At 66.4% G+C, this 20,608-nt stretch carries 18 protein-coding genes and 1 other RNA gene; 13 read left to right on the top strand and 6 right to left on the bottom strand.

The window, feature by feature from the left end:
• Positions 1-8: 8 nt before the first annotated feature.
• Positions 9-1,832, top strand: coding sequence for a glutamine--fructose-6-phosphate transaminase (isomerizing) (glmS, locus tag R9J51_RS19310; protein WP_169475928.1), 1,824 nt, complete (start codon positions 9-11; stop codon positions 1,830-1,832).
• A 130-nt stretch (positions 1,833-1,962) separates the two neighbouring features.
• Here the strand turns inward: glmS and purQ are convergent, their stop codons facing one another.
• The 5 genes from purQ to purC all read right to left on the bottom strand — a co-directional run bounded on the left by purQ (position 1,963) and on the right by purC (position 8,619).
• Entirely contained in the window at positions 1,963-2,643 is a 681-nt protein-coding gene (purQ, locus tag R9J51_RS19305; RefSeq protein ID WP_169475929.1) for a phosphoribosylformylglycinamidine synthase subunit PurQ, read from the bottom strand.
• The gene (purS, locus tag R9J51_RS19300; protein ID WP_179505421.1) at positions 2,643-2,879 is read right to left on the bottom strand and encodes a phosphoribosylformylglycinamidine synthase subunit PurS; all 237 of its coding nucleotides are present in this window, start codon (positions 2,877-2,879) and stop codon (positions 2,643-2,645) included. Before purS ends, purQ begins: the two co-directional genes overlap by 1 nt.
• An 82-nt stretch (positions 2,880-2,961) precedes the next feature.
• Positions 2,962-5,841, bottom strand: coding sequence for an insulinase family protein (locus tag R9J51_RS19295; RefSeq protein WP_179505420.1), 2,880 nt, complete (start codon positions 5,839-5,841; stop codon positions 2,962-2,964).
• Between the two features lie 40 nt (positions 5,842-5,881).
• Positions 5,882-7,552: a bifunctional diguanylate cyclase/phosphodiesterase gene (locus R9J51_RS19290; protein WP_179505419.1), complete on the bottom strand. Its 1,671-nt coding sequence runs from the start codon at positions 7,550-7,552 to the stop codon at positions 5,882-5,884.
• Between the two features lie 284 nt (positions 7,553-7,836).
• On the bottom strand, positions 7,837-8,619 hold the full coding sequence (purC, locus tag R9J51_RS19285) for a phosphoribosylaminoimidazolesuccinocarboxamide synthase (RefSeq protein ID WP_168556676.1): 783 nt from the start codon (positions 8,617-8,619) through the stop codon (positions 7,837-7,839).
• A 298-nt stretch (positions 8,620-8,917) separates the two neighbouring features.
• On the opposite strand from purC, the gene wrbA reads away from it, so the two are divergent.
• From wrbA to ffs, 9 genes are all read left to right on the top strand, one after another.
• Positions 8,918-9,517, top strand: a complete 600-nt coding sequence (gene wrbA, locus R9J51_RS19280) for an NAD(P)H:quinone oxidoreductase (protein WP_169475932.1) — start codon at positions 8,918-8,920, stop codon at positions 9,515-9,517.
• A 181-nt stretch (positions 9,518-9,698) separates the two neighbouring features.
• Positions 9,699-10,112 (top strand): ketosteroid isomerase-related protein, encoded by a 414-nt coding sequence (locus R9J51_RS19275; protein ID WP_179505418.1) that lies wholly within the window; start codon positions 9,699-9,701, stop codon positions 10,110-10,112.
• Positions 10,109-10,699 carry a GNAT family N-acetyltransferase gene (locus R9J51_RS19270; protein WP_179505417.1) on the top strand — a complete coding sequence of 197 codons (591 nt, stop codon included), beginning with the start codon at positions 10,109-10,111 and terminating at the stop codon, positions 10,697-10,699. The genes R9J51_RS19275 and R9J51_RS19270 overlap by 4 nt, the downstream gene beginning before the upstream one ends.
• 10 nt (positions 10,700-10,709) lie before the next feature.
• Entirely contained in the window at positions 10,710-11,630 is a 921-nt protein-coding gene (locus tag R9J51_RS19265) for a carbon-nitrogen hydrolase family protein (RefSeq protein WP_179505416.1), read from the top strand.
• 180 nt (positions 11,631-11,810) lie between these two features.
• Entirely contained in the window at positions 11,811-14,219 is a 2,409-nt protein-coding gene (locus R9J51_RS19260; protein ID WP_432787681.1) for a TonB-dependent receptor, read from the top strand.
• A 2-nt stretch (positions 14,220-14,221) separates the two neighbouring features.
• Positions 14,222-15,343, top strand: a complete 1,122-nt coding sequence (locus R9J51_RS19255; RefSeq protein ID WP_179505414.1) for a glycerophosphodiester phosphodiesterase family protein — start codon at positions 14,222-14,224, stop codon at positions 15,341-15,343.
• Positions 15,344-15,492: 149 nt separating this feature from the next.
• A complete protein-coding gene (locus R9J51_RS19250; RefSeq protein WP_168556683.1) occupies positions 15,493-15,957 on the top strand; it encodes a low molecular weight protein-tyrosine-phosphatase in 465 nt (154 codons plus the stop codon).
• 61 nt (positions 15,958-16,018) lie between these two features.
• A complete protein-coding gene (locus tag R9J51_RS19245; RefSeq protein WP_168556684.1) occupies positions 16,019-16,297 on the top strand; it encodes an ETC complex I subunit in 279 nt (92 codons plus the stop codon).
• Positions 16,298-16,347: 50 nt separating this feature from the next.
• Positions 16,348-16,442: signal recognition particle sRNA small type (ffs, locus tag R9J51_RS19240), an RNA gene on the top strand.
• Between the two features lie 10 nt (positions 16,443-16,452).
• Here ffs and R9J51_RS19235 read toward each other — a convergent pair.
• Complete coding sequence (locus R9J51_RS19235) at positions 16,453-16,962, bottom strand: DUF4188 domain-containing protein (protein ID WP_179505412.1); 510 nt, start codon at positions 16,960-16,962, stop codon at positions 16,453-16,455.
• A 100-nt stretch (positions 16,963-17,062) separates the two neighbouring features.
• On the opposite strand from R9J51_RS19235, the gene R9J51_RS19230 reads away from it, so the two are divergent.
• From R9J51_RS19230 to R9J51_RS19220, 3 genes are all read left to right on the top strand, one after another.
• On the top strand, positions 17,063-18,913 hold the full coding sequence (locus tag R9J51_RS19230) for a DNA polymerase III subunit gamma/tau (protein ID WP_432787680.1): 1,851 nt from the start codon (positions 17,063-17,065) through the stop codon (positions 18,911-18,913).
• A complete protein-coding gene (locus R9J51_RS19225) occupies positions 18,910-19,245 on the top strand; it encodes a YbaB/EbfC family nucleoid-associated protein (protein WP_168556686.1) in 336 nt (111 codons plus the stop codon). Before R9J51_RS19230 ends, R9J51_RS19225 begins: the two co-directional genes overlap by 4 nt.
• Positions 19,246-19,381: 136 nt before the next feature.
• Positions 19,382-20,458 carry an MlaA family lipoprotein gene (locus R9J51_RS19220; RefSeq protein ID WP_179505411.1) on the top strand — a complete coding sequence of 359 codons (1,077 nt, stop codon included), beginning with the start codon at positions 19,382-19,384 and terminating at the stop codon, positions 20,456-20,458.
• Positions 20,459-20,608: the final 150 nt, after the last annotated feature.

The following is a 20,608-nucleotide window of genomic DNA, read 5'->3' as shown; positions in this document are numbered from 1 at the left end:
CAAGATCGATGTGCGGAATTATCGGAATCGTCGGCAAGGATGAAGTGGCAGACCGGCTGGTCGATGGCCTGCGCCGCATGGAATATCGCGGCTATGACAGCGCCGGGGTCTGCACCGTGTTCGACGGGCAACTCGTGCGCCGCCGGGCCGAGGGCAAGCTGGGCAACCTGGTCAAGGAACTGGCCGGCAACCCCGCGCCGGGCCTGATCGGCATTGCCCACACCCGCTGGGCCACCCACGGCGCGCCCACCACCAGCAACGCCCACCCCCATGCGACAAGCGAAGTGGCGCTGGTGCACAACGGCATCATCGAGAACTTCCGCCCCTTGCGCGAGGCGCTGATCGCGCGCGGCCGCAGGTTCGAAAGCGAGACCGATACCGAAGTGGTCGCCCACCTGGTTTCCGAACAGGTGGAAGCGGGCAAGTCTCCGGCCGAGGCGGTCAAGGCCGTGCTGCCGCAACTGCGCGGCGCCTTTGCGCTCGCCATCGCGTTCCGCCAGCATCCCGACCTGCTGATCGGCGCGCGGCTGGGTTCGCCGCTGGTCGTCGGCTTTGGCGAGGGCGAAACCTATCTCGGGTCCGACGCGCTGGCGCTCGCGCCGTTGACGCAGAAGGTGTCGTACCTGGAAGAAGGCGACTGGGTGATCGTGCGCCGCGACGGCATCGAGGTGTTCGACGTGGACAACAATCCCGTGCAACGCGCCGTCGTCGCCTCGGGCGCCACGGCCGCCGCGATCGAGAAGGGCAACTATCGCCACTTCATGCAGAAGGAGATCTTCGAGCAGCCGATCGTGGTCGCACAAACCCTGCGCTCTTACCTGCGCCGGGTGGAACAGACCGTCTCGCTGCCACAGATCGATTTTGACCTGGCCAGCATCAACCGCGTGACCATCGTGGCCTGCGGCACCAGCTATTACGCTGGGATGGTGGCGAAATACTGGTTCGAGCAGTTCGCGCGCCTGCCGGTGGACATCGATGTGGCCAGCGAATTCCGCTATCGCGATCCGGTGCTGGAGCCGGGCGGCCTGGCGCTGTTCATTTCGCAATCGGGCGAAACCGCCGATACTTTGGCGGCGCTGCGCCATTGCAAGGCGGCGGGGCAGACCATTGCCGTGGTCGTCAACGTGCCGACCAGTTCGATGGCGCGCGAGGCGGACCTGCTGTTGCCCACCCATGCCGGGCCGGAAATCGGCGTGGCGTCCACCAAGGCGTTCACCTGCCAATTGGCCGTGCTGGCCGCACTCGCCGCGCATCTGGCGGTCAAGCGTGGCCGCCTCACGCGCGAGGAAGAGGCGGTGATCGTCAACCAGCTGGCCGAAACCCCCGCTGCGCTCAATGCCGCGCTCTCGCACGACGAGGAAATCGCCGCGATGGCGCCGCTGATCGCGCCGGCGCGCGACGTGCTCTACCTGGGCCGTGGGCCGGACTATCCGCTGGCCTTGGAAGGCGCGCTCAAGCTCAAGGAAATCAGCTATATCCACGCGGAAGGATACGCGTCGGGCGAAATGAAGCATGGCCCCATCGCGCTGATCGACGAAGCGGTGCCGGTGATCGTGCTGGCACCATCGGGCCCGCTGTTTGAAAAGACCGTGTCCAACATGCAGGAAGTGCGCGCGCGCGGCGGCAAGATCGTGCTGATCTCCGACGCCGAAGGCCTGGCCGAAGCGGGCGAGGGCTGCCTTGCCACGATCGAGATGCCCAAGGTCCACCCCCTGATCGCGCCGCTGGTCTATGCCGTGCCGGTGCAATTGCTGGCCTATCATGTGGCTGTGGCCAAGGGGACGGACGTGGACCAGCCGCGCAACCTGGCCAAGAGCGTGACGGTGGAGTGATTTTTGGGGGAACATGCCCTCCCCCAGCCCCTCCCGCACGCGGGAGGGGAGCAAAAAACCCCCGCAAAGCAGGGGCCTTCTACAAATCCCCCTCCCGCCTGCGGAAGGGGTTAGGGGAGGGGATGTCGGCTCAAGCCGAAACGTTCAACCCCGCCAGCACGCCTTCGAACAGCTTGCGCCCATCGCTGCCGCCCTGCGCTGCTTCGATCATGCGTTCGGGGTGCGGCATCATGCCCAGCACGTTGCCCGCTTCGTTGAGCACGCCGGCAATGTCGCGCTGCGAACCGTTGACCGGTTCGGCATAGCGGAAGGCCACGCGGCCTTCGCCTTCCAGGCGATCGAGCGTTTCGGCATCGGCGAAATAGTTGCCGTCATGGTGCGCCACCGGAATGGTGATCACCTGGTCCTTGAAATAGCGCTGGGTGAACAGCGACTGGCTGTTTTCCACCTTGAGCGGCACTTCGCGGCAGACAAAGCGGATGCCGGCATTGCGCATCAGCGCACCGGGCAGCAGCCCTGCTTCGGTCAGGATTTGGAAGCCGTTGCACACGCCCAGCACGGGCACGCCGCGCCCGGCGGCCTCGACCACGGCCTGCATGATCGGCGAACGCGCGGCCATCGCGCCCGAGCGCAGATAGTCGCCATAGGAAAAGCCGCCCGGCACGGCGATGAAATCAAGGCCTTCGGGCAGGCTGGCATCGCCATGCCACACGCGGTGGACAGTGCCGCCGCAGACCTCTTCCACCGCCACGGCCATGTCGCGGTCGCAATTCGAGCCCGGAAAGGTGATGACGGCAGAGGTGAACGGCATCAGGCGGCAACCTTCTCGATGCGATAGTTTTCGATGACCATGTTGGCGAGCAGCTTGCGGCACATATCGTCCAGCGCTTCGTCGCTGGTGTCCTCGGCCACGTCGAGTTCGAACAGGCGCCCGGCGCGTACGTCCTTCACGCCGGCAAAGCCCAGCCCTTCCAGCGCATGGTGGATGGCGCGACCCTGCGGATCGAGCACCCCGTTCTTGAGGCTGACATGGACGCGGACCTTCATCGGCGGTGGGCCTTTCGCAAAATAGGCTGTTTGGGACTCGGGGCCGCCTATGCCCCCGTCCGGCGCCAAGGGCAAGTCTTGCCTAGAGCTTGGGCACGGCCACGCCATCGGGCAACACCAGCACCGTCACGGCTTTGTCTGGCGTGAGCCAGGCCTTGGCCGCTGCCTGCACGTCGGCCACGGTCAGGGCAGCCAGGCGTGCGCGGGCGGCCTGGAACCGGGCAATGCGATCGGGCCGCGATTGCGCGCGCGCCGCCAGGGCCAGCCAGCCGCCATTGCCTTTCAAGGCGTTGTCCAGCCGCTCCAGCATCGGCGCGCGCGCGCGTTCCAGCACGTCGGCGTCGATCGGATGGGTGGCCAGATCGGCCATGGTCTGCGCCAGGGCGGCATGGGTGGCGGCAATGTCTGCCACGTTGACCGAGGCCTGGAGCGTGAAGGTGCCCCAGCCCGTCCACACTTGTGACATGTCGCTCGATGCGCTGGGGGAATAGGCCTTGCCCAGCTTTTCGCGCACGGTATCGATCACTTCGATGCCGGCCACTTGCTCCACCAGGTCCATGGTGAGGGTTTGCACCGGGTCGCGATCGTCGGTGGTGGGCCATACCATGCGCACGATCGCCTGGTTGGCCGGCCCCTTGTGGCGCACGACCTGCACGCCGGGCTGCGCGGCAAAGCGGCGCTGGCGCGCTTCCTGCCAAGCCCGGAACGTCGCTTCGCGCGGGGGCAGGGCGCCAAACGTGCGGGCGACGTCCGCAATCGCGGTGGCTTCGTCCACATCGCCGACCAGCGCGATTTCCAGCGCGCCACGGGCCAGCGGCTCTTTCAGCACCGGCTTCAACTGGGCAAAGCCAAGCTGCTGATAGGCCTGCGGCGATTGCAGGGTAAAGCGCGGATCACCGCCCGAGAGAATCCCGCCGAGCGCGGCCGAAAGCGCCGATCCCGGCGTGGCATCGCGCCGCGCAAAGTAATTGGCCATGCCCTGGTGAAACAGTTCTTCCGCCTCGGGCCGATAGCCGGGATCGGTGAGATAGGCAGCCATCAGCTGCAATTGCAGCAGCAGGTCGCGCGCCGTGGTCGTTCCGCCCGCGCCGAACGTGTCGCCATTGGCGCCGAAGCTGGTGCCCACCGCATGGCCGGCCAGCATCGTCTGCAACTGGTCCTGGCTATAGCGACCAAGACCGCCGGCGGGCAGGCTGGAGGCGAGGTCTACCGCCATGGGATTGTCGCGCGTTTCCAGCATCTCCCCGCCGTCCAGCGCCGCGCGCACATGGATGCGGTCTGCCTCCAGCGCGGTGCGCTTGATATTGAGCATCACGCCGTTGGCAAAGCGGATGCGGCGGATGCCGAGCGTGGCATCGGTGCTGTCGGCCACCACGGTGCCCGGCGTGCCGAAATCGGTATAGCCAAAGGTGTCGGCGGGCGCGGCTTTCCCCTCGTCCAGCGGCGCTGCCATCGCGGCCTGCCAGGTGTGGCGCAGCGCCTTGGCACCGCCCGCCGGGGTCTTGCGTCCCTGGAACCGGATCAGTGGCTGGTCCAGCGGCACCGCCTCTCGCTTCAAGGCGGCGAGCACGCTGGCCGGCGTGATCGTGGGGGCAAAGGTGTTGAAGCGCATGAGGCCGCTGCTCGGCGTGGTCGGCACCATGTCGTCGTGCAGCAGCGACAGCGCCAGGCTGACCAGCGTGGCATTGTTGCGCGTGGCTTCGCCGGCGGCGGCATTCTCGATGCCGGTGCGCAGGTTTGCCACCTGCTCGTCCACTTCGGCCTGGGTAAAGCCCTTGGCCAGCGCCTCGCGCCACACGGTGCCGGCGGCTGCCAGGCCGCGGGCCCAGCCGCCATCGACGGTATCGACGATCAGGTTGGTGGTACGGCCGATCTTGAACACGTCGCTGGTGCCGAACCCGGCGCCGCGAAACGGCGCATCGACCCGGCGCGACAGGCTCTGGAAGCGGCGGTTGACGATGCCATAGCCGATCTGGCGCAGCAGGTTCTCGCGCCGCATGGCGATGGTGTCGGGCTCGTCGGTCCAGGGGCCATGGCGCGCCACGGTCAACCGCTCGGCCAGCGCCGGGTTGATCCAGATTTCGGTCTGCCCGCGCTGATGGGGCAAGACTTTGCCCTGGCCGGGCCGGGCCGGGGCAGGAGCGGCATGCCAATCGCCAAAGCGCCGGGCGATCGCTGCCGTTACCTTGTCAGGATCGACGTCCCCGATCACCACCAGCGTGGTCTTTTCCGGCACATAATGGGCTTGCCAGAATTGCTTGAGGCTTTGCGCGGTGGCCGCGTCGATCGTTTGCACGGTGCCGATCGGCAGCCGCTTGGGATACGTCGCTTTGGGATAGAAGAACGCCAGCTGGTCCTGGAAATTGTCCAGCGCATAGCCTTGCCCGTCGCGCAGTTCCGACAGCACCACCCCGCGCTCGCGCGCCACTGCCTCGGGCGAGAAAGTCAGCTCGCTGGCCGTTTCGCGCATCAGCATCAGCGCGGTATCGACCAGGTCGTCGTCGGCGCGCGGCAGGTCGAGCATATAGGTGGTCTGCTCGAAGCTGGTCTGCGCGTTGGTATCCGCGCCAAAGGCCAGCCCCTTGCGTTCGAGCAGGCGCACCATTTCGCCTTCGGGCACATGGGTGCTCCCGTTGAACGCCATGTGTTCCACGAAATGGGCAAACCCGCGCTCGTTCGCCGTTTCGTCCAGCGATCCGGTGGCCACGTCCAGCCGGACCTGCACGGTGCCCTTGGGCGTGGCGTTTGGCACGATGATCGTCCGCATGCCGTTGGGCAGCCGGCCAAAGCGGAAGCGGGGATCAGGCGCGAGGTCGGATTTCTCGAACACCCAGGTGGGCGCTGCGGCCACATGGGTTGGCGGCGCCGCGGCCGGACCATGGCCCAGGCCGGCGCAGGCGCTCAACAACAGTGCGGCAACAAGGGGCAGGAGGCGGGGCGCGGCCGGGCGATGGCGGGTCATTGCCTTGCGTTTGCCCCGCTCCTTGTGCGGCGGCAAGCGCTTATCGTGCGGCGCGGCGCTCTGTTCCGGCGTGTTGTGCGGCGAGCAGGGCGGCGAGTTCCGCCGCCGGCAAGGGCGGGCTGATGGCATAGCCTTGCGCGAGGTTGCACCCTTGCTGCGCCAGCAGGTCAAGGTCGTCGGCCAGTTCCACCCCTTCGGCTAGCGTTTCGATGCCAAGCGCGCCGGCCAGCGTGGTGATCGACCGCACGATGGCCTGGGCGCCGCGATCCCCGCGCAAGTTGCGCACAAAATTGCCGTCGATCTTGAAGGTGTCCACCGGAAAGCTGCGCAAGTGGTGGAGCGAGGAATAGCCCATGCCGAAATCGTCGAGCGCGATGCGCACGCCCAACTGGCGCAGCGTGGCCAGCGTCGCCTGGCTACGCTCGGCATTGGCGGCCAGCACGCGCTCGGTCAGTTCCAGTTCAAGCCGGTGTGGCGGCAGCTTGGCAGCGGCGAGCGCCTGGACCAGCGTGGGCAGCAGCGCGGGATGGGCGAACTGGCGCCCGGAAAGGTTGACGGACACGGCGATCTCGCCGGGCCAGGTGGCCGCCTGGGCACAGGCCTCGCGGATCACCCATTCGCCGATCGGCATGATCAGCCCGCATTCCTCGGCCAGCGGCACGAACTGGGCGGGGGAAATCGGCCCGTTCGTGTGATGGTTCCAGCGCAGCAACGCTTCGCATGCCACGATCCGGCGATGTTGCAGGCTGAAGGTCGGTTGGAACGCCAGGGTGAATTCGCCCGTGCGCAGGGCCTGGGCCAGGTCTTCCTCCATCCGGCGGCGCTGGCGTACGCGCTCGTCCAGGCTGGCTTCGAAGAAGTGATAGGTGCCCTTGCCCTCGTCCTTGGCGCGATAGAGTGCCAGGTCTGCGGCGCGCAGCAGCGCGTTGCCATCCGCTCCGTCTTCCGGCCCGATCGCCATGCCGAAACTGGCGCTCAGCGGGACGAGTCGCTCGCCCAGCAGGATTGGGCTGTTGACCTGGGCATGCAGCATGCGGGCAATGGCGGTGCAATCCTGATCAGGTGGCAGGCCTGAAATCAGCAGGCCGAACTCGTCGCCACCGAACCGCGCGATCATTGCATCGGGGAATTGCCGTTGCAGCCGCAGGCCGGCCTCGCGCAGCAGCATGTCGCCGGTGGGATGGCCCAGCGTGTCGTTGATCAGCTTGAAATCATCAAGGTCGATGAACGCCACCAGCGTGCGATGTTCGGCATGCTGGCGGGCAATCGCGCGATCGAGCTTTTCGGCAAAGAAGCTGCGATTGGGCAGGCCGGTCAGCCCGTCGTGCAACGCGGTGTGGACGATGCGCCGCTCGCGCTCGTCCACGGCATCGACCATGGCGTTGAACCGGCGGGCAATATCGGCCAGTTCCGCGTCGCCTTCCTCGGAAAGGCGGGCTGCCTCGCCCTTGGCATAGCGCTCGCTCGCTTCGGAAAGCGACTGCAGCGGGCCGGCAATCGCCGCGACCAGATCGCGCGTCAGCCACAATGCCAGCGACAGCCCGGCCAGGATCAGCAGGATTTCGGCCAGCGAAATGCCGTTGATCGCCACCATTGCCAGCACCAGCGCCACCGGCACCAGCACCCCGGTCAACGCGATGCGGGTGCGCAGGCTGCCGGTGGGCACGGTGGCCGCACGCGGCGGGTCATTTCGGCCGGGCAGGCGCAACATGGCGCTCAGCCAGCCATGTGGCCCGGCCGTGCCGTGCCCGGCGCGGCGGATGCCGGCCCCGGGCTGGCAGTGGTGGCATGAAGGCGCGGTTTCACCATGGCCGGCAATCTGCGCGGCACACGGCTAAGATATGGATCAGGCGATCATGCGCAGTGCAACGCACAAGGCATTAGGGAAAAATCCGCCATCCCGCGCCGGGGCGCGGGCATGCGAAAGGGCCGGCGAATTGCTTCGCCGGCCCCACCTTCTTCATAGCGTTTCGGCGGCCCTGGCGGGCGCCCTGCTTACTTCTTGGTGCGCAGCTTGCGGTGCGCGCCCAGGTCCAGCACTTCGCTCGGCCCGTCGTTGTCGAGCAGGCCCAGGCGGCGCGCCACTTCCTGGTAGGCTTCTTCCTCGCCACCCAGGTCGCGGCGGAAACGGTCCTTGTCCAGCTTCTCGCCGGTGACCATGTCCCACAGGCGGCAACCGTCGGGGCTGATTTCGTCGGCCAGGATCACGCGGCTATAGTCGCCATCCCAGATGCGGCCGAATTCCAGCTTGAAGTCTACCAGGCGGATGTTGATCGAGGCGAACATCCCGCACAGGAAATCGTTCACGCGGATCGCCATCGCGGAAATGTCCTGCATTTCCTCGTTGCTGGCCCAGCCGAAGCAGGCGATGTGCTCTTCGGCCACCATCGGGTCGCCCAGCGCATCGTCCTTGTAGTAGTATTCGATCAGGGTGTGGGGCAGGGGCTCGCCCTCGGCAATGCCCAGCCGCTTGGAAATCGAACCGGCGGCCACGTTGCGCACCACCACCTCGATCGGCACGATTTCCACCTGGCGCACCAGCTGCTCGCGCATGTTGAGCCGGCGGATGAAGTGCGTGGGAATGCCGATGTGCGCCAGGCGCGTGAACACATACTCGCTGATGCGGTTGTTGATCACGCCCTTGCCGTTGATCGTTCCGCGCTTCTGCGCGTTGAACGCGGTGGCATCATCCTTGAAGTACTGGATGAGAGTGCCTGGCTCGGGGCCTTCGTAAAGGATCTTGGCCTTGCCTTCGTAGATCTGGCGGCGACGCGACATGCGGCTTCTTCCTGCACGGCGGGGGCGATCGGCCCGCCCCCATGGAAAAACAATAAACCCCGGCAGACGAGGGAGTCGCGAGGCGACTGCATCGTGTGGGCCGGGGCATTCCCACCCGCCCATATGCGAAAACGCGGGGAAACGCAAACGCTGGCAAAGCGTTCGGCGTTCTGGAACATTTGATGCAATCTTATCGCCCTATCTTGAAAGCCGCCCTGGCTGCACAAGGCGGGCATCACGGCGGGGCCGCCCCGGCTTCGCCACCAAGGTATCCCTCTCTGCCCAAGGATGACGTGTGATGAGCAAGGTTCTGGTTCTCTATTATTCCAGCTATGGCCACATCGAAACGATGGCCAATGCCATTGCCGAAGGCGCCCGCGAAACCGGCGCCACGGTGGACGTGAAGCGCGTTCCCGAAACCGCCCCGCTTGAAGTGGCGCAGGCTGCTCATTTCAAGCTGGACCAGGCTGCCCCGGTGGCAACGGTTGCCGAACTGGCCGAATACGACGCCATCATCGTGGGCACCGGCACGCGCTTTGGCCGGATCAGCTCGCAGATGGCGGCATTCCTCGACCAGGCCGGTGGCCTGTGGGCCAGGGGCGCGCTCAACGGCAAGGTCGGCGCGGCGTTCACCTCCACCGCCAGCCAGCATGGCGGCCAGGAAACCACGCTGTTCTCGATCCTGACCAACCTGCTGCACTTCGGCATGACGATCGTGGGCCTCGACTATGGCTTCCAGGGTCAGCTCACGCTTGATGCCGTGCATGGCGGCGCGCCTTATGGCGCCACCACCATTGCTGGTGGCGATGGCAGCCGCCAGCCCAGCGAGATCGAACTGGATGGTGCGCGCTATCTGGGCCGCCGGGTGGCCAACACGGCCAACAAGCTGTTCGGCTGATACGCATCGCCTGAAACCGACAGGCACGCGCAATGATGCAAGCGGTGCAGGCCCGTCCTGCGCCGCTTCATTGCATATGGGCAATACAGCATGCCAAAACGGTATGTGGCGGCGCCCGGTCCGATCGGCTAGCGCAGGGCGCGACAACGCTTCGCCCCACGGACTTACGGAGACCCGCCTGATGTCGCGCGCCGCCACGCTTGCCCTGCTGGAAACCTATTACGCCGCTTTCAACGCCGGGGATTGGAACGGCATGCTGGCGTGCCTGGCCGAAGATGTTGCCCACGATATCAACCAGGGCAGCCGCCAGGTGGGCAAGGACACCTTTGCCACGTTCCTTGGCCACATGGAGCGCTGCTACAAGGAGCGCCTCGAAGACATCGTGCTGATGGCCAACGAGGACGGCACCCGCGCAGCGGCCGAATTCGTCGTCCATGGCAGCTATCTTGCCACCGACGAAGGCCTGCCCGAAGCCCAGGGGCAAACCTATGTCCTGCCGGCCGGTGCCTTCCTGGCGGTGGACGGCGGCAAGATCACCCGCCTGACGATGTATTACAACCTGGCCGACTGGACGGCACAAGTGGTGGGCGAATGAGCGTTGCCATCCGCCCGCTGAGCGGCGCGGAAGTGACGGCCGCGCTCGATGATCTGGCGCGCTTGCGCATCGCGGTCTTTGCGGCCTGGCCCTATCTCTATGATGGGGATCGGGAATATGAGGCGCGCTATCTGGCCGAATATGCCGCCGCGCCCGGTGCCGTGCTGGTGGCTGCGTTCGATGGCGCTCGCATCGTCGGGGCGGCAACGGCCGCGCCGATGTTGCACCAGAAGGCGGAATTTCGCGCTCCGTTCGAAGCGCGCGGCATCGACACGGCAAGCCTGTTCTATTTCGGGGAAAGCGTGCTGCTGCCCGAATATCGCGGCGCCGGCATCGGCCATGCCTTTTTCGATCACCGCGAAGACGCTGCCCGCGCCGCCGGGGCGCAGACGGCCTGCTTTGCCGCCGTGATTCGCAGCGCCGATCATCCCGCGCGCCCGGCGGGCTATCGTCCGCTCGATGCCTTCTGGCAGGGTCGCGGCTATGCGCTGATCCCCGGCCTCGTCACGCAGCTGGCGTGGAAAGAGCATGGCGCGGCGCAGGAAACCCCAAAGCCCATGCAATACTGGCTCAAGCATCTGTCATAAAAGGCGCCCCATGCCGCGTTTCACCGTCGCCGCCGCACAATATCCGATCGATCGCCTGGCCGATTGGGCGGCTTATGAAGCCAAGCTGACCGCCTGGGTGGAAGAGGCCGTGGCTGCCGGCGCGGCGCTGCTGGTCTTTCCCGAATATGGCGCGATGGAACTCGCCAGCCTTGATCCGGCGACCATGGGTGACCTGGCCGGTTCGATCGACACGGTTTCGGCGCTCTTGCCCCGCGTCGATGCGCTGCACGCGCGGTTGGCGCAGGCCTATGGCGTGCATATCCTGGCTGCCAGCGCACCGCGCCGCGATGGCGATGGCCGGTCACGCAATGCCGCGCGCCTGTTCGCCCCCGATGGCGCCATGGCCACGCAAGACAAGCTGATCATGACCCGGTTCGAGCGCGAGGAGTGGTTCATCACGGGTGGCGATGCCCTGCGCGTGTTCGATACCGCCCTGGGCCGGCTGGCGATCACGATCTGCTATGACAGCGAATTTCCGCTGCTGGCCCGCGCTGCGGTGGAAGCGGGCGCGCAAGTGCTGCTGGTGCCCAGCTGCACCGATACGCTGCACGGCTATTGGCGCGTACGACTGGGCAGCCAGGCCCGCGCGCTGGAAGGGCAATGCTTCGTGGTGCAATCGCCCACCGTGGGCGACGCGGCATGGTCTCCCGCCGTGGACGTCAACCGGGGTGCGGCGGGCATCTATGGCCCGCCCGATGCAGCGCCTGCCGGCGGCGGCATGCCGGCCGATGGCGTGCTGGCGCTGGGCGAAGAAGGCGTGGGCCAATGGGTCTATGCCACGATCGACACCGCCCACGTGGATGCGCTGCGCTGCGAAGGTGGCGTCCTCACCGTGGCGCATTGGACCGAGCAACCCGGTGCAGCGCCATTGCCCGCGGTGGTGATCGTGCCGCTTGGCGAAAGCATGTAACACAACGGAAACGTTGATTTTATGCCGAGCGACCGAGGTTTGTGACGGTGCGCTGCAGACCTCTGCTATTTGTCATACAATTGTCTCCAAGCGCTTCTAACTGCCGCCCCAGTATCTTGTGCGCTGCACATAATGAGGGGGTTGCATACCGTGCCAGTTCCGTTTTCGCATCGCGCATGCATGGCCGTTTCGGCCGGTGTCCTGGCTCTTGCTCTGGCTGCCACGCCCGCTGCCGCGCAGCAGGCCCCCGCGGCAGAGCCGGCGCCGTCCGGCGATGATATCGTCGTCACGGCGGTCAAGGCCACGCGCTCGGCCACGGCGGTAACCTCGGTCGAAATGCAGAAGCTGCTGCCGGGCATCAATCCGCTGAAAGCGATCCAGACCCTGCCCGGCGTGATGTACGTCACCGCCGATCCCTGGGGCAACAACGAGCAGAACGCCTCGCTGTTCATCCACGGCTTTGCCGGCAACCAGCTGGGCTACACGCTCGATGGCGTGCCGTTGGGCGATCAGTCCTATGGCAACTACAACGGCCTTTCGCCCCAGCGCGCGGTGATTTCGGAAAACGTTGGCCGGGCGATCGTCTCCACCGGCGCGGCCGACCTGGGCCTGGCTTCCACCAGCAACCTGGGCGGCGGGATCGAGACGTTCACCCAGGATCCCACGGCCCAGCGCGGCGCCACGCTCAACCAGACGATCGGCAGCTACGGCACCTCGCGCACGTTCCTGCGCCTCGATTCGGGCACGTTCGGCAATGGCAACAGCCTCTACGTCTCGGGCCTGCGCCAGCGCGCTCGCGCCTGGGATTTCAACGGCCGCCAGGGCGGCTGGCAGGCCAATGCCAAGTTCGTGCACGATGACAGCATGGGCAAGCTGACCGCCTATTTCGCCTATTCCGACAAGATCGAACCCAACGAGGACGCCACCACCGTCTACAAGGTGGCGACCACCCCGGCGCAGGCCTACCAGCCCTATACCCGCCCGTTCACCTATCCCGATTTCGCCGCGGCGGTGGCCTACCTTGATGCCAATGGCAACGTGCCGGCCAAGGAAGCCAACAACTACCGCAACTATTATTCCGATGCGCAGCGCACCGATTACCTCGGCTACCTGAAGTACCAGGCGCACCTGTCGAGCAAGATCGACTGGTCCACCCAGGTCTATTACCACCACAACGATGGCGTGGGCGTGGTCGCCGGGCCGATCACCGTGGCATCGCTGCCCACGCTGTTCGCGCTCTATTTTCCGGGGCAGAACCTCAAGCTCGCCACCGGCAATTCGGGCTATGCCATCCGCACCACCGAATACCGCATCGATCGCGGCGGGGTGATCAGCAATGTCACGGCGGATGCCGGCAACCACCACATCGAAGTGGGCGGCTGGATGGAATACAACAGCTCCTCGGCCTATCGCCGCTGGTACGCGCTCGATGTGAACCACCCGGAGCGCTACAGCCCCTATATCCGTCCCAGCAATCCGCTGTTCACCCAATATGGCAGCGAGATCCGCAACACCGTGGTGCAGCTCCACGCGCAGGATGATTGGCACGTGCTGCCCAATCTGCTGGTCCAGGCCGGGGTGAAATCCAGCCTCCAGTTCGCGCGCGGCGACATGGTGGTGCAGCCGATCATCGGCTCGCTGCCCGGCTCCTCGTCGGCCCTGCCCAGCGGGGAAATCGACACCAAGCGCTGGTTCCTGCCCACTTTCGGCGCCAAGTGGGATTTCACCGGCAGCGAGCAGGTCTATGTCAACGTACAGAAGAACCTGCGCCAGTTCATGACCTATGGCGGCGGCGGGGTTTCGCCGTGGAGCACCGGCAGCCAGGCCGCGTTCGATGCGTTCAAGCGCGATGGCAAGCCGGAAACCTCGTGGACTTACGAACTGGGCCTGCGCAGCAACCACGAACTGGGCCGCGGCATCGGCATCAATGCCCAGCTCAACGTCTATCACGTCGATTTCCACGATCGCCTGCTGGGGATCACCCCGGCGGTGGGCGGCCTGGGCGGCAGTTCCATCGCGGGCGGCACCCCGGCGATCTTCAACGTCGGCGGGGTCAAGACCGATGGCGTCGATGTGGCCCTGACGCTGCGCTTTGGCCAGGTCTTCTCGCTCTACAACGCCTTCAGCTACAACCGCTCGATCTACGATAGCGACTATTCCACGCTCACCGTGGTCAACGGCAGCGCCGCCACCGGCACCCGCATCGGCGGCACGGCCACGGTCAATGGCGTGGTGCCCACGGGCGGCAAGCGCATTCCGGGCAGCCCCTCGGTGCTCGACAAGACCGTTGCCACGCTGACCCTGGGCGCGTTCGAAGGGCAGCTGGTGGGCGACTATGTTGGCCGTCGCTATGCCACTTATACCAACGATGCCTGGGTCGATCCCACGTTCACCGCCGCGCTGCGCCTTGCCTACAAGCTGCCGGCCGAACGCCTGGGCCTGCGCAAGGCCGAGGTTTCGGTGAACGTCACCAACCTGTTCGATGAAAAGGGCACCTCGACGGTGTCGGTCAGCTCGAATACCAACACCTATGCCATCTATCCGCTGGCGCCGCGCCAGTGGTTCGCCACACTCTCTTTGGGGCTTTGATCATGACCGGTCCGGTTTCGCGTCGCGTTGTTCTTGCCGCCGGGGCCGGCCTTGCTGGCACGGCGGCGCTTCCTGCCCTGGCACGCCAGGGCAGGAAGGGCGCGGGGCGGCCGGCCCATCCCCTTGTGCTGGGCCATCGCGGCGCCTGTGCGCACCGGCCCGAACACACCATTGCATCCTATCAGCGCGCCGTGGCCGACGGCGCCGATTTCATCGAGCCCGATCTGGTGCCAACCAAGGATGGCGTGCTGGTTTCGCGCCACGAACCCAACATTGCCGAAACCACCGACGTTGCCAGCCGCCCTGAATTTGCCGCGCGCAAGACCGTGGCGGTGATCGACGGGGAGCGCCAGGAAGGCTGGTTCACCCCCGACTTCACCCTGGCCGAACTCAAGGCGCTGTGCGCCAAGGAACGCCTGGGCAAGCTGCGCCCGGAAAGCATGGCGTTCGACGGCCAGTTCCAGATCCTGACGTTTGACGAGATCGTCACCTTTGCCGCCACGGCTGCCAAGAGCCGTGCGCGTCCGCTCGGGATCATTCCCGAAATCAAGCACTCCACGTATTTTCACAGCCTGGGCCATGACATGGAAGCCAAGCTGCTGGCCGCGATCCGTGCGCATGCCTGGCTGCAGCACGCCCCGGTCATCGTGCAGTCGTTCGAGGTGGCCAACCTCAAGCGCTTGCGTCCGCTGCTGGCGCGGCATCGCAACATCGCGCTGATGCAGCTGACCGAAGAGCCCGGCAAGCGCCCGGCAGACGTGCTCGCTGCCGGTGGCACTCTCACCTATGGCGAGATTCTGTCTGCGCCTGGCCTGGCGCAAGTGGCGGGCTATGCAGACTGGATCGCGCCGTGGAACCGTACGCTGATCGACGTGGGCAGCGATGGCGCGTTGCAGGCGCCGGGCCCGATCATTGCCGATGCCCATCGTGCCGGTCTCAAGGTGGGTTGCTACACCTTCCGGCCAGAGCCGGTTTTCCTTCCCGCCGATCTGCGCCAGTGTGGCACTGCGCTGCGCTGCGAAAGCGGCAGCGTCGCGGAAATCCGCAAGTATCTTGCCGCCGGCATCGACGGCTTCTTCACCGATGATCCGGCGCTCGGCCGCCGCGCCGTGGATGGGGCCTGATCGCTCGGCCGGCAAGAAACCTGCGGCTTGGCGCTGGACTTTTTGCATTGCAGCGTATTTTATTGCGGTGCGACGGGCATCGCGGCGCCCCCCCCATGCGGTGGCGCGTGGGGATGCGCGCGAACAGGGATCTTTTGGAAGGGAATGCGGTGAGCCAGCCAGCCGTGCTGTTTGTTTGCCTGGGCAATATCTGCCGGTCGCCCATGGCCGAGGCGGCATTCCGGGCCGAGGCGGTCAAGGCGGGCCTGGCCGTGACGATCGATTCGGCCGGCACGGGCAGCTGGCATGCCGGCAATCCGCCCGATCCGCGCGCGCAGGCCATGGCGCTCAAGCACGGCATCGACATTTCGCGCTATCGTGCCCGCCAGGTGACCGAAGACGATTTCACCAAGTTCGGCCAGATTTTCGCGCTCGATTCGCAGAACCTGCAGGACTTGAAGCGCATGGCCCCGCGCCGCACGCTGGCCCGCGTGAGCCTGCTGATGGACCTGGTACCCGGCCGGGAAGGGCAGGCGGTGATCGATCCCTATTATGGTGACGAGCAGGATTTCGCCGAAGCGTGGGAAGACGTCAGCGAGGCGGCACGCCGCCTGGTGGCCCGCATGCAGCGCTGAACCGCGCCACCGGGGCCATTCCCTCTTGATTTGCACAGCGAAACGCACGAAAGCACCGGCCATGCCCGCACGCATCTATCAGCGCCCGAAAAATGCCATGCAGTCCGGCAAGGCCCGTACTGCTGACTGGCTCCTGGAATTCGCCCCCGAAGAGGCCAAGCGCCCCGATCCCCTCATGGGTTGGGCCGGTTCTGGCGACACCAAGCAGCAAGTCATTCTCACATTCGAAACCGAGGCCGACGCCCGCGCTTATGCCGACAAGTATGGCATTGCCGTGCATGTCACCCCCACGCCGCCCCGCCGGCTGAAGCTGCAGAGCTACGCCGACAATTTCCGTTGATGGATCATGCCGGCGCTTGCAATCGGCGCGCGCCGGCGCCATAGGGCGGGCCGGGAGTCGGGCGGACGTTTGCGTTCGCCAACCTGGTCAGGTCCGGAAGGAAGCAGCCACAACGGATTGCGGCGGGTCGCCCGGCTCCTTCTTCGGCAAGAATTTCAATCGTCTTGCCCGGATGTTTTCATCCGCCCCCGCGCCGATTGGCGCCCTTCCGTGGCCGGAACCAGCCCCAGCGCCTTGCCCCCAAGTGCCTTTCCAAGGCCGAACGCGGGCATATCCACATAGACGCTTTCGCACCCACCGGCCGGAACGGCATAGGTTTCGTGAAAGATACCCACACCGCCGCCCTGCTTGCGTGCTGCCTTGTTGAACGCGCGCCACGCGGGCCAATGCGTCTTGTCGGTTGCGCGGGCATAGGCTTCCAGGCTGTCGAAATCGCGCCAGTATTGCACCAGCATCACCGTGCGCAAACCGCGCAGCATCGGCTCGAAACCCAGGAAGCCACTGTCGGGTGCGGCCGAAAGTTCGGCCAGCATCGGCCCCATCGCCCGGGCCACCGGCAACCAGGCGCTGACCGCGCGAAAGCGGTTGATGCGCATGCCGATCAGGAACACCACCAGGGGTGCGGTGGTCTGGGCGGTAAAGCGGCCGGGCACGATCGTGGTCATCGCGGCCCAGGGTATCAAACCGCGCTGCGTGCGCAACCTTGCGGGAAACCGTGGCACCCCCCTTCGACATTTGCAGCCTTTGCGCCTACCTAGGGAAACAATGGCCGATTCAACCGACATGTTTGGGCATGAGCCCGAAACCCCCGAAGCCCCCGCGCAAGAGGCTGCGCCCAGCGCCGCCGAACTCGAAGCGGCCGGGCAGGGTGCGATGTTCGGCGATCCCGCGCCTCGGCCGGCGCCCACGGCCGCGCCGCAGCCAGCGCCCGCTGCGCCCGCGCAGCCCTATCGCGTGCTTGCGCGCAAATATCGCCCGCAGACCTTTTCCGCGCTGATCGGCCAGGAAGCCATGGTGCAGACCCTGGCCAACGCGATCCGCCGCGATCGGCTGGCCCATGCCTTTTTGATGACCGGCGTGCGCGGGGTGGGCAAGACCAGCACCGCGCGCCTGATCGCCAAGGCGCTCAACTGCATCGGTCCTGATGGCCAGGGCGGCCCCACGATCGATCCTTGCGGGCAGTGCGAACCGTGCCGGGCGATTGCCGAAGGCCGCCATATCGACGTGATCGAGATGGACGCGGCCAGCCACACCGGCGTGGACGACGTGCGCGAGATCATCGAGGCGGTGCGCTATGCCGCCGTGTCCGCGCGCTACAAGATCTACATCATCGACGAAGTGCACATGCTTTCGCGCAACGCGTTCAACGCGCTGCTGAAAACGCTGGAAGAACCGCCGGCGCATGTGAAGTTCCTGTTTGCGACCACCGAAGTGGACAAGCTGCCGGTCACGGTGCTTTCGCGCTGCCAGCGGTTCGACTTGCGCCGCATTCCCACGGCGCTGCTGGCCGATCATTTCGCCCATGTCTGCAAGGCCGAAGGCGTCGATGCCGAAGCCGATGCGCTGGCGATGGTTGCCGCCGCTGCCGAAGGGTCTGCGCGCGACGGGCTGTCGATCCTCGACCAGGCCATCAGCCATGCCGATCTGGCCGGCACGGGCGAGGGCGGCGCCATCCACGTGACCGCCGCGCAAGTGCAGGACATGCTGGGCCTGGCCGACAAGACCCTGCAACGTCGCTTGTTTGCCGCCATGCTCAAAGGCGATGGCGCGGCGCTGCTGGGCGAAGTGGCGCACCAGTATGCCCTGGGGATCGAGCCGGTGGCCATGCTGCGCGCGCAGCTCGATCTGGTGCACAAGGTCACCGTCACCCAGATCAGCGGGCCGGAAGGCGAAGCCCGCTCGGCCGAGGAAGCTGCCGCGCTCCAGGGCTGGGCCGGCGATCTTTCCGCCGGGCAGTTGCACCGCCTGTGGCAGTTGCTGCTCAAGGGCCATGACGAGGTCAAGACCGCGCCCGATCCGCTGGTCGCGGCGCAGATGGCGCTGCTGCGCGTGTTGCACGCGGCCGACATGCCCGATCCGGGCGGGCTGGTGCGCAAGCTGGAAGAGATGCTGGCGCAAGCCCCGGCGCTTGCCGCTGCAGCCGCTGCCGCCCCGGCCGATGGCGCGCCATCGGCCCATGCCGCTGCCAGCGCGCCCGGCCATGTGGGCATGGATTGGCAGGCCCTGGTGGAGCAGGTGGAAGAGGTGTCACCGCTCACGGGCGCAACCATGCGCCTGTCGGTGCGCCTGATCGAACTGCGCATGGGCACGCTACGCTATCAACTCGCCCCTGGCCTGCCGGGCGATCCCACGGCCGACATCAAGAAGGCCTTGCAGAACATCACCGGCCAGGCCTGGCTGGTGGAACGCCTCGATGGTCCGGCCGCACAAGGCGCGCAACCCAGCCTGGTGGAAGCCAAGGCTGCGCTCGAAGCACAGGCCGACGCCGCGATGCGTGCGGACCCCCTCGTGCGTGCCGCGCTCGAAGCCTTTCCCGGCGCTGAAATTCTCGACGAATCCAACCCTGCCACGTCCGAACGCCGGCCGTGGTCGCCTGCGCGGAGCAGACAAGCATGAAGTCCATGGAAGAAATGATCCAGGCGGCGCAAAAGGCCGCCGAAACCATCCAGCGCCAGATGGAGGACGCCCAGGGCCGCCTCGATGGCATCGAGGTGGAAGGTGCCGCCGGCGGCGGCCTGGTAAAAATCAAGGCTTCGGCCAAGGGCCGCGTGATCGGCGTCGCGATCGATGACAGCCTGCTCGTGCCGGCCGACAAGGGCATCCTCGAAGATCTCGTGGCGGCCGCGTTCAATGATGCGCGGGCCAAGGCCGACGCCGCCGCGGGCGAGGAAATGCAGAAGGTGCAGATGGCTGCCGGCATTCCGCCGGGCTTCAAGCTGCCTTTCTGATCGGCCGCGCAACCTTTCGGGTCGCGCAACCTTTTTGGAAGGCCGTTGTTCCGTCATGACCAGGTGCGCTGAGCAACCGCCGCGTATGTAACGCTTCTGTTCAGCGCCCAGTCATGGCGAGATCGCCTACGGGGACATGATGATCGTATTGCTTGCCGCTGCGTTGGCCGGGACCACGCCGATTGATGAAGGCGCCGTGCCACCGCCGGCCACGAACGGCGCACCTGCGGCCGTTGTTGCGGCGCCCGCCGCTGCCCCAGCCGATGGGGCGGTGCCTTCGCGTGCCCCCGATGGGCAGATCCTGCCGCCGATCGTCTTGCCCCCGCTCGCCCCTTCGGGTTCGACCGGGGCAACGCCGCCCGTGGCTGCCAACGATCAACCGGCTGACGACAGCGCGATCGTCGTCAACGCGCGGCGCGGGCCGCCGCCGGGCGATCCGGTCATCGCGCTCAACAAAGTGACGTTTGCCGCCACCCAGGCGGTCGACCGCGCGCTGATCGAACCTGCGGCCAAGGCCTATGGTTCGGCCGTGCCCTATCCCATTCGCGCCGGCCTGCGTCACTTTTTCACCAATCTGACCGAGCCGGTCGTGGCGCTCAATTTCCTTTTGCAGCTCAAGCCGGGGAAGGCGGCCGAAACGCTCGGCCGCTTTGCGATCAATTCCACGGTCGGCGTGGCCGGGCTGCTCGATGTTGCCGTGGCAAAGCCGTTCAAGCTGCCCTACCGGCGCAACGGCTTTGCCAATACTCTGGCTTATTATGGCGTCGGTCCCGGGCCGTTCCTGTTCGTGCCGCTGGTCGGCCCCACCACTCTGCGCGACGTGATCGGGCTGGGCATCGATCGCGCGTTCCTGCCGGCGATCGTCGGTGGGCCGCTGCGTAGCCCCTATTACGTCACCGGCAGCTTCGTCGTGCGCTCGCTCAACGATCGTCTCGACGATGACCGCCGCATCAAGGCGATCCGTGCGGCCGGCGATCCCTACCTTGCCACCAAGCAGGCCTATCTTGCCGCCCGCCAGGCGCAGATCGACGAGTTGAAGGGCCGCAAGCCCAAGGCGCCGGTACCCGCGCCCGGCACCAGCGCGCCCAATGTCGTCGCGCCGCCGGCGCCGGCGGTTGCCCCCGGCCCGGCCCGGGCCCCTGATGGCCAGGTGCTGCCACCGGTCGTCCTGCCCCCCATTGCGCAGCCCACTCCGGCGCCCGCCACGCCGTGATCGCGCCGGCGCAGCAAATCGCATAAAACGGCCAAAAGGGCTGAAATCGGGCAATCCCCAACCGTCTTGCCGCTTGGGCATTGCGGGGCGGCGCCTTGCACCCCATATCTGTGACAAGCCCTGCCGGTTTGGGTTCTTGTGCGGCAGGTG

It is taken from the genome of Novosphingobium rhizosphaerae, assembly GCF_050920675.1.
Classification (GTDB): Bacteria; Pseudomonadota; Alphaproteobacteria; order Sphingomonadales; family Sphingomonadaceae; genus Novosphingobium; species Novosphingobium rhizosphaerae.
Note: the sequence above shows the minus strand (reverse complement) of the source record. Positions and strands in the feature narration are given on the sequence as shown.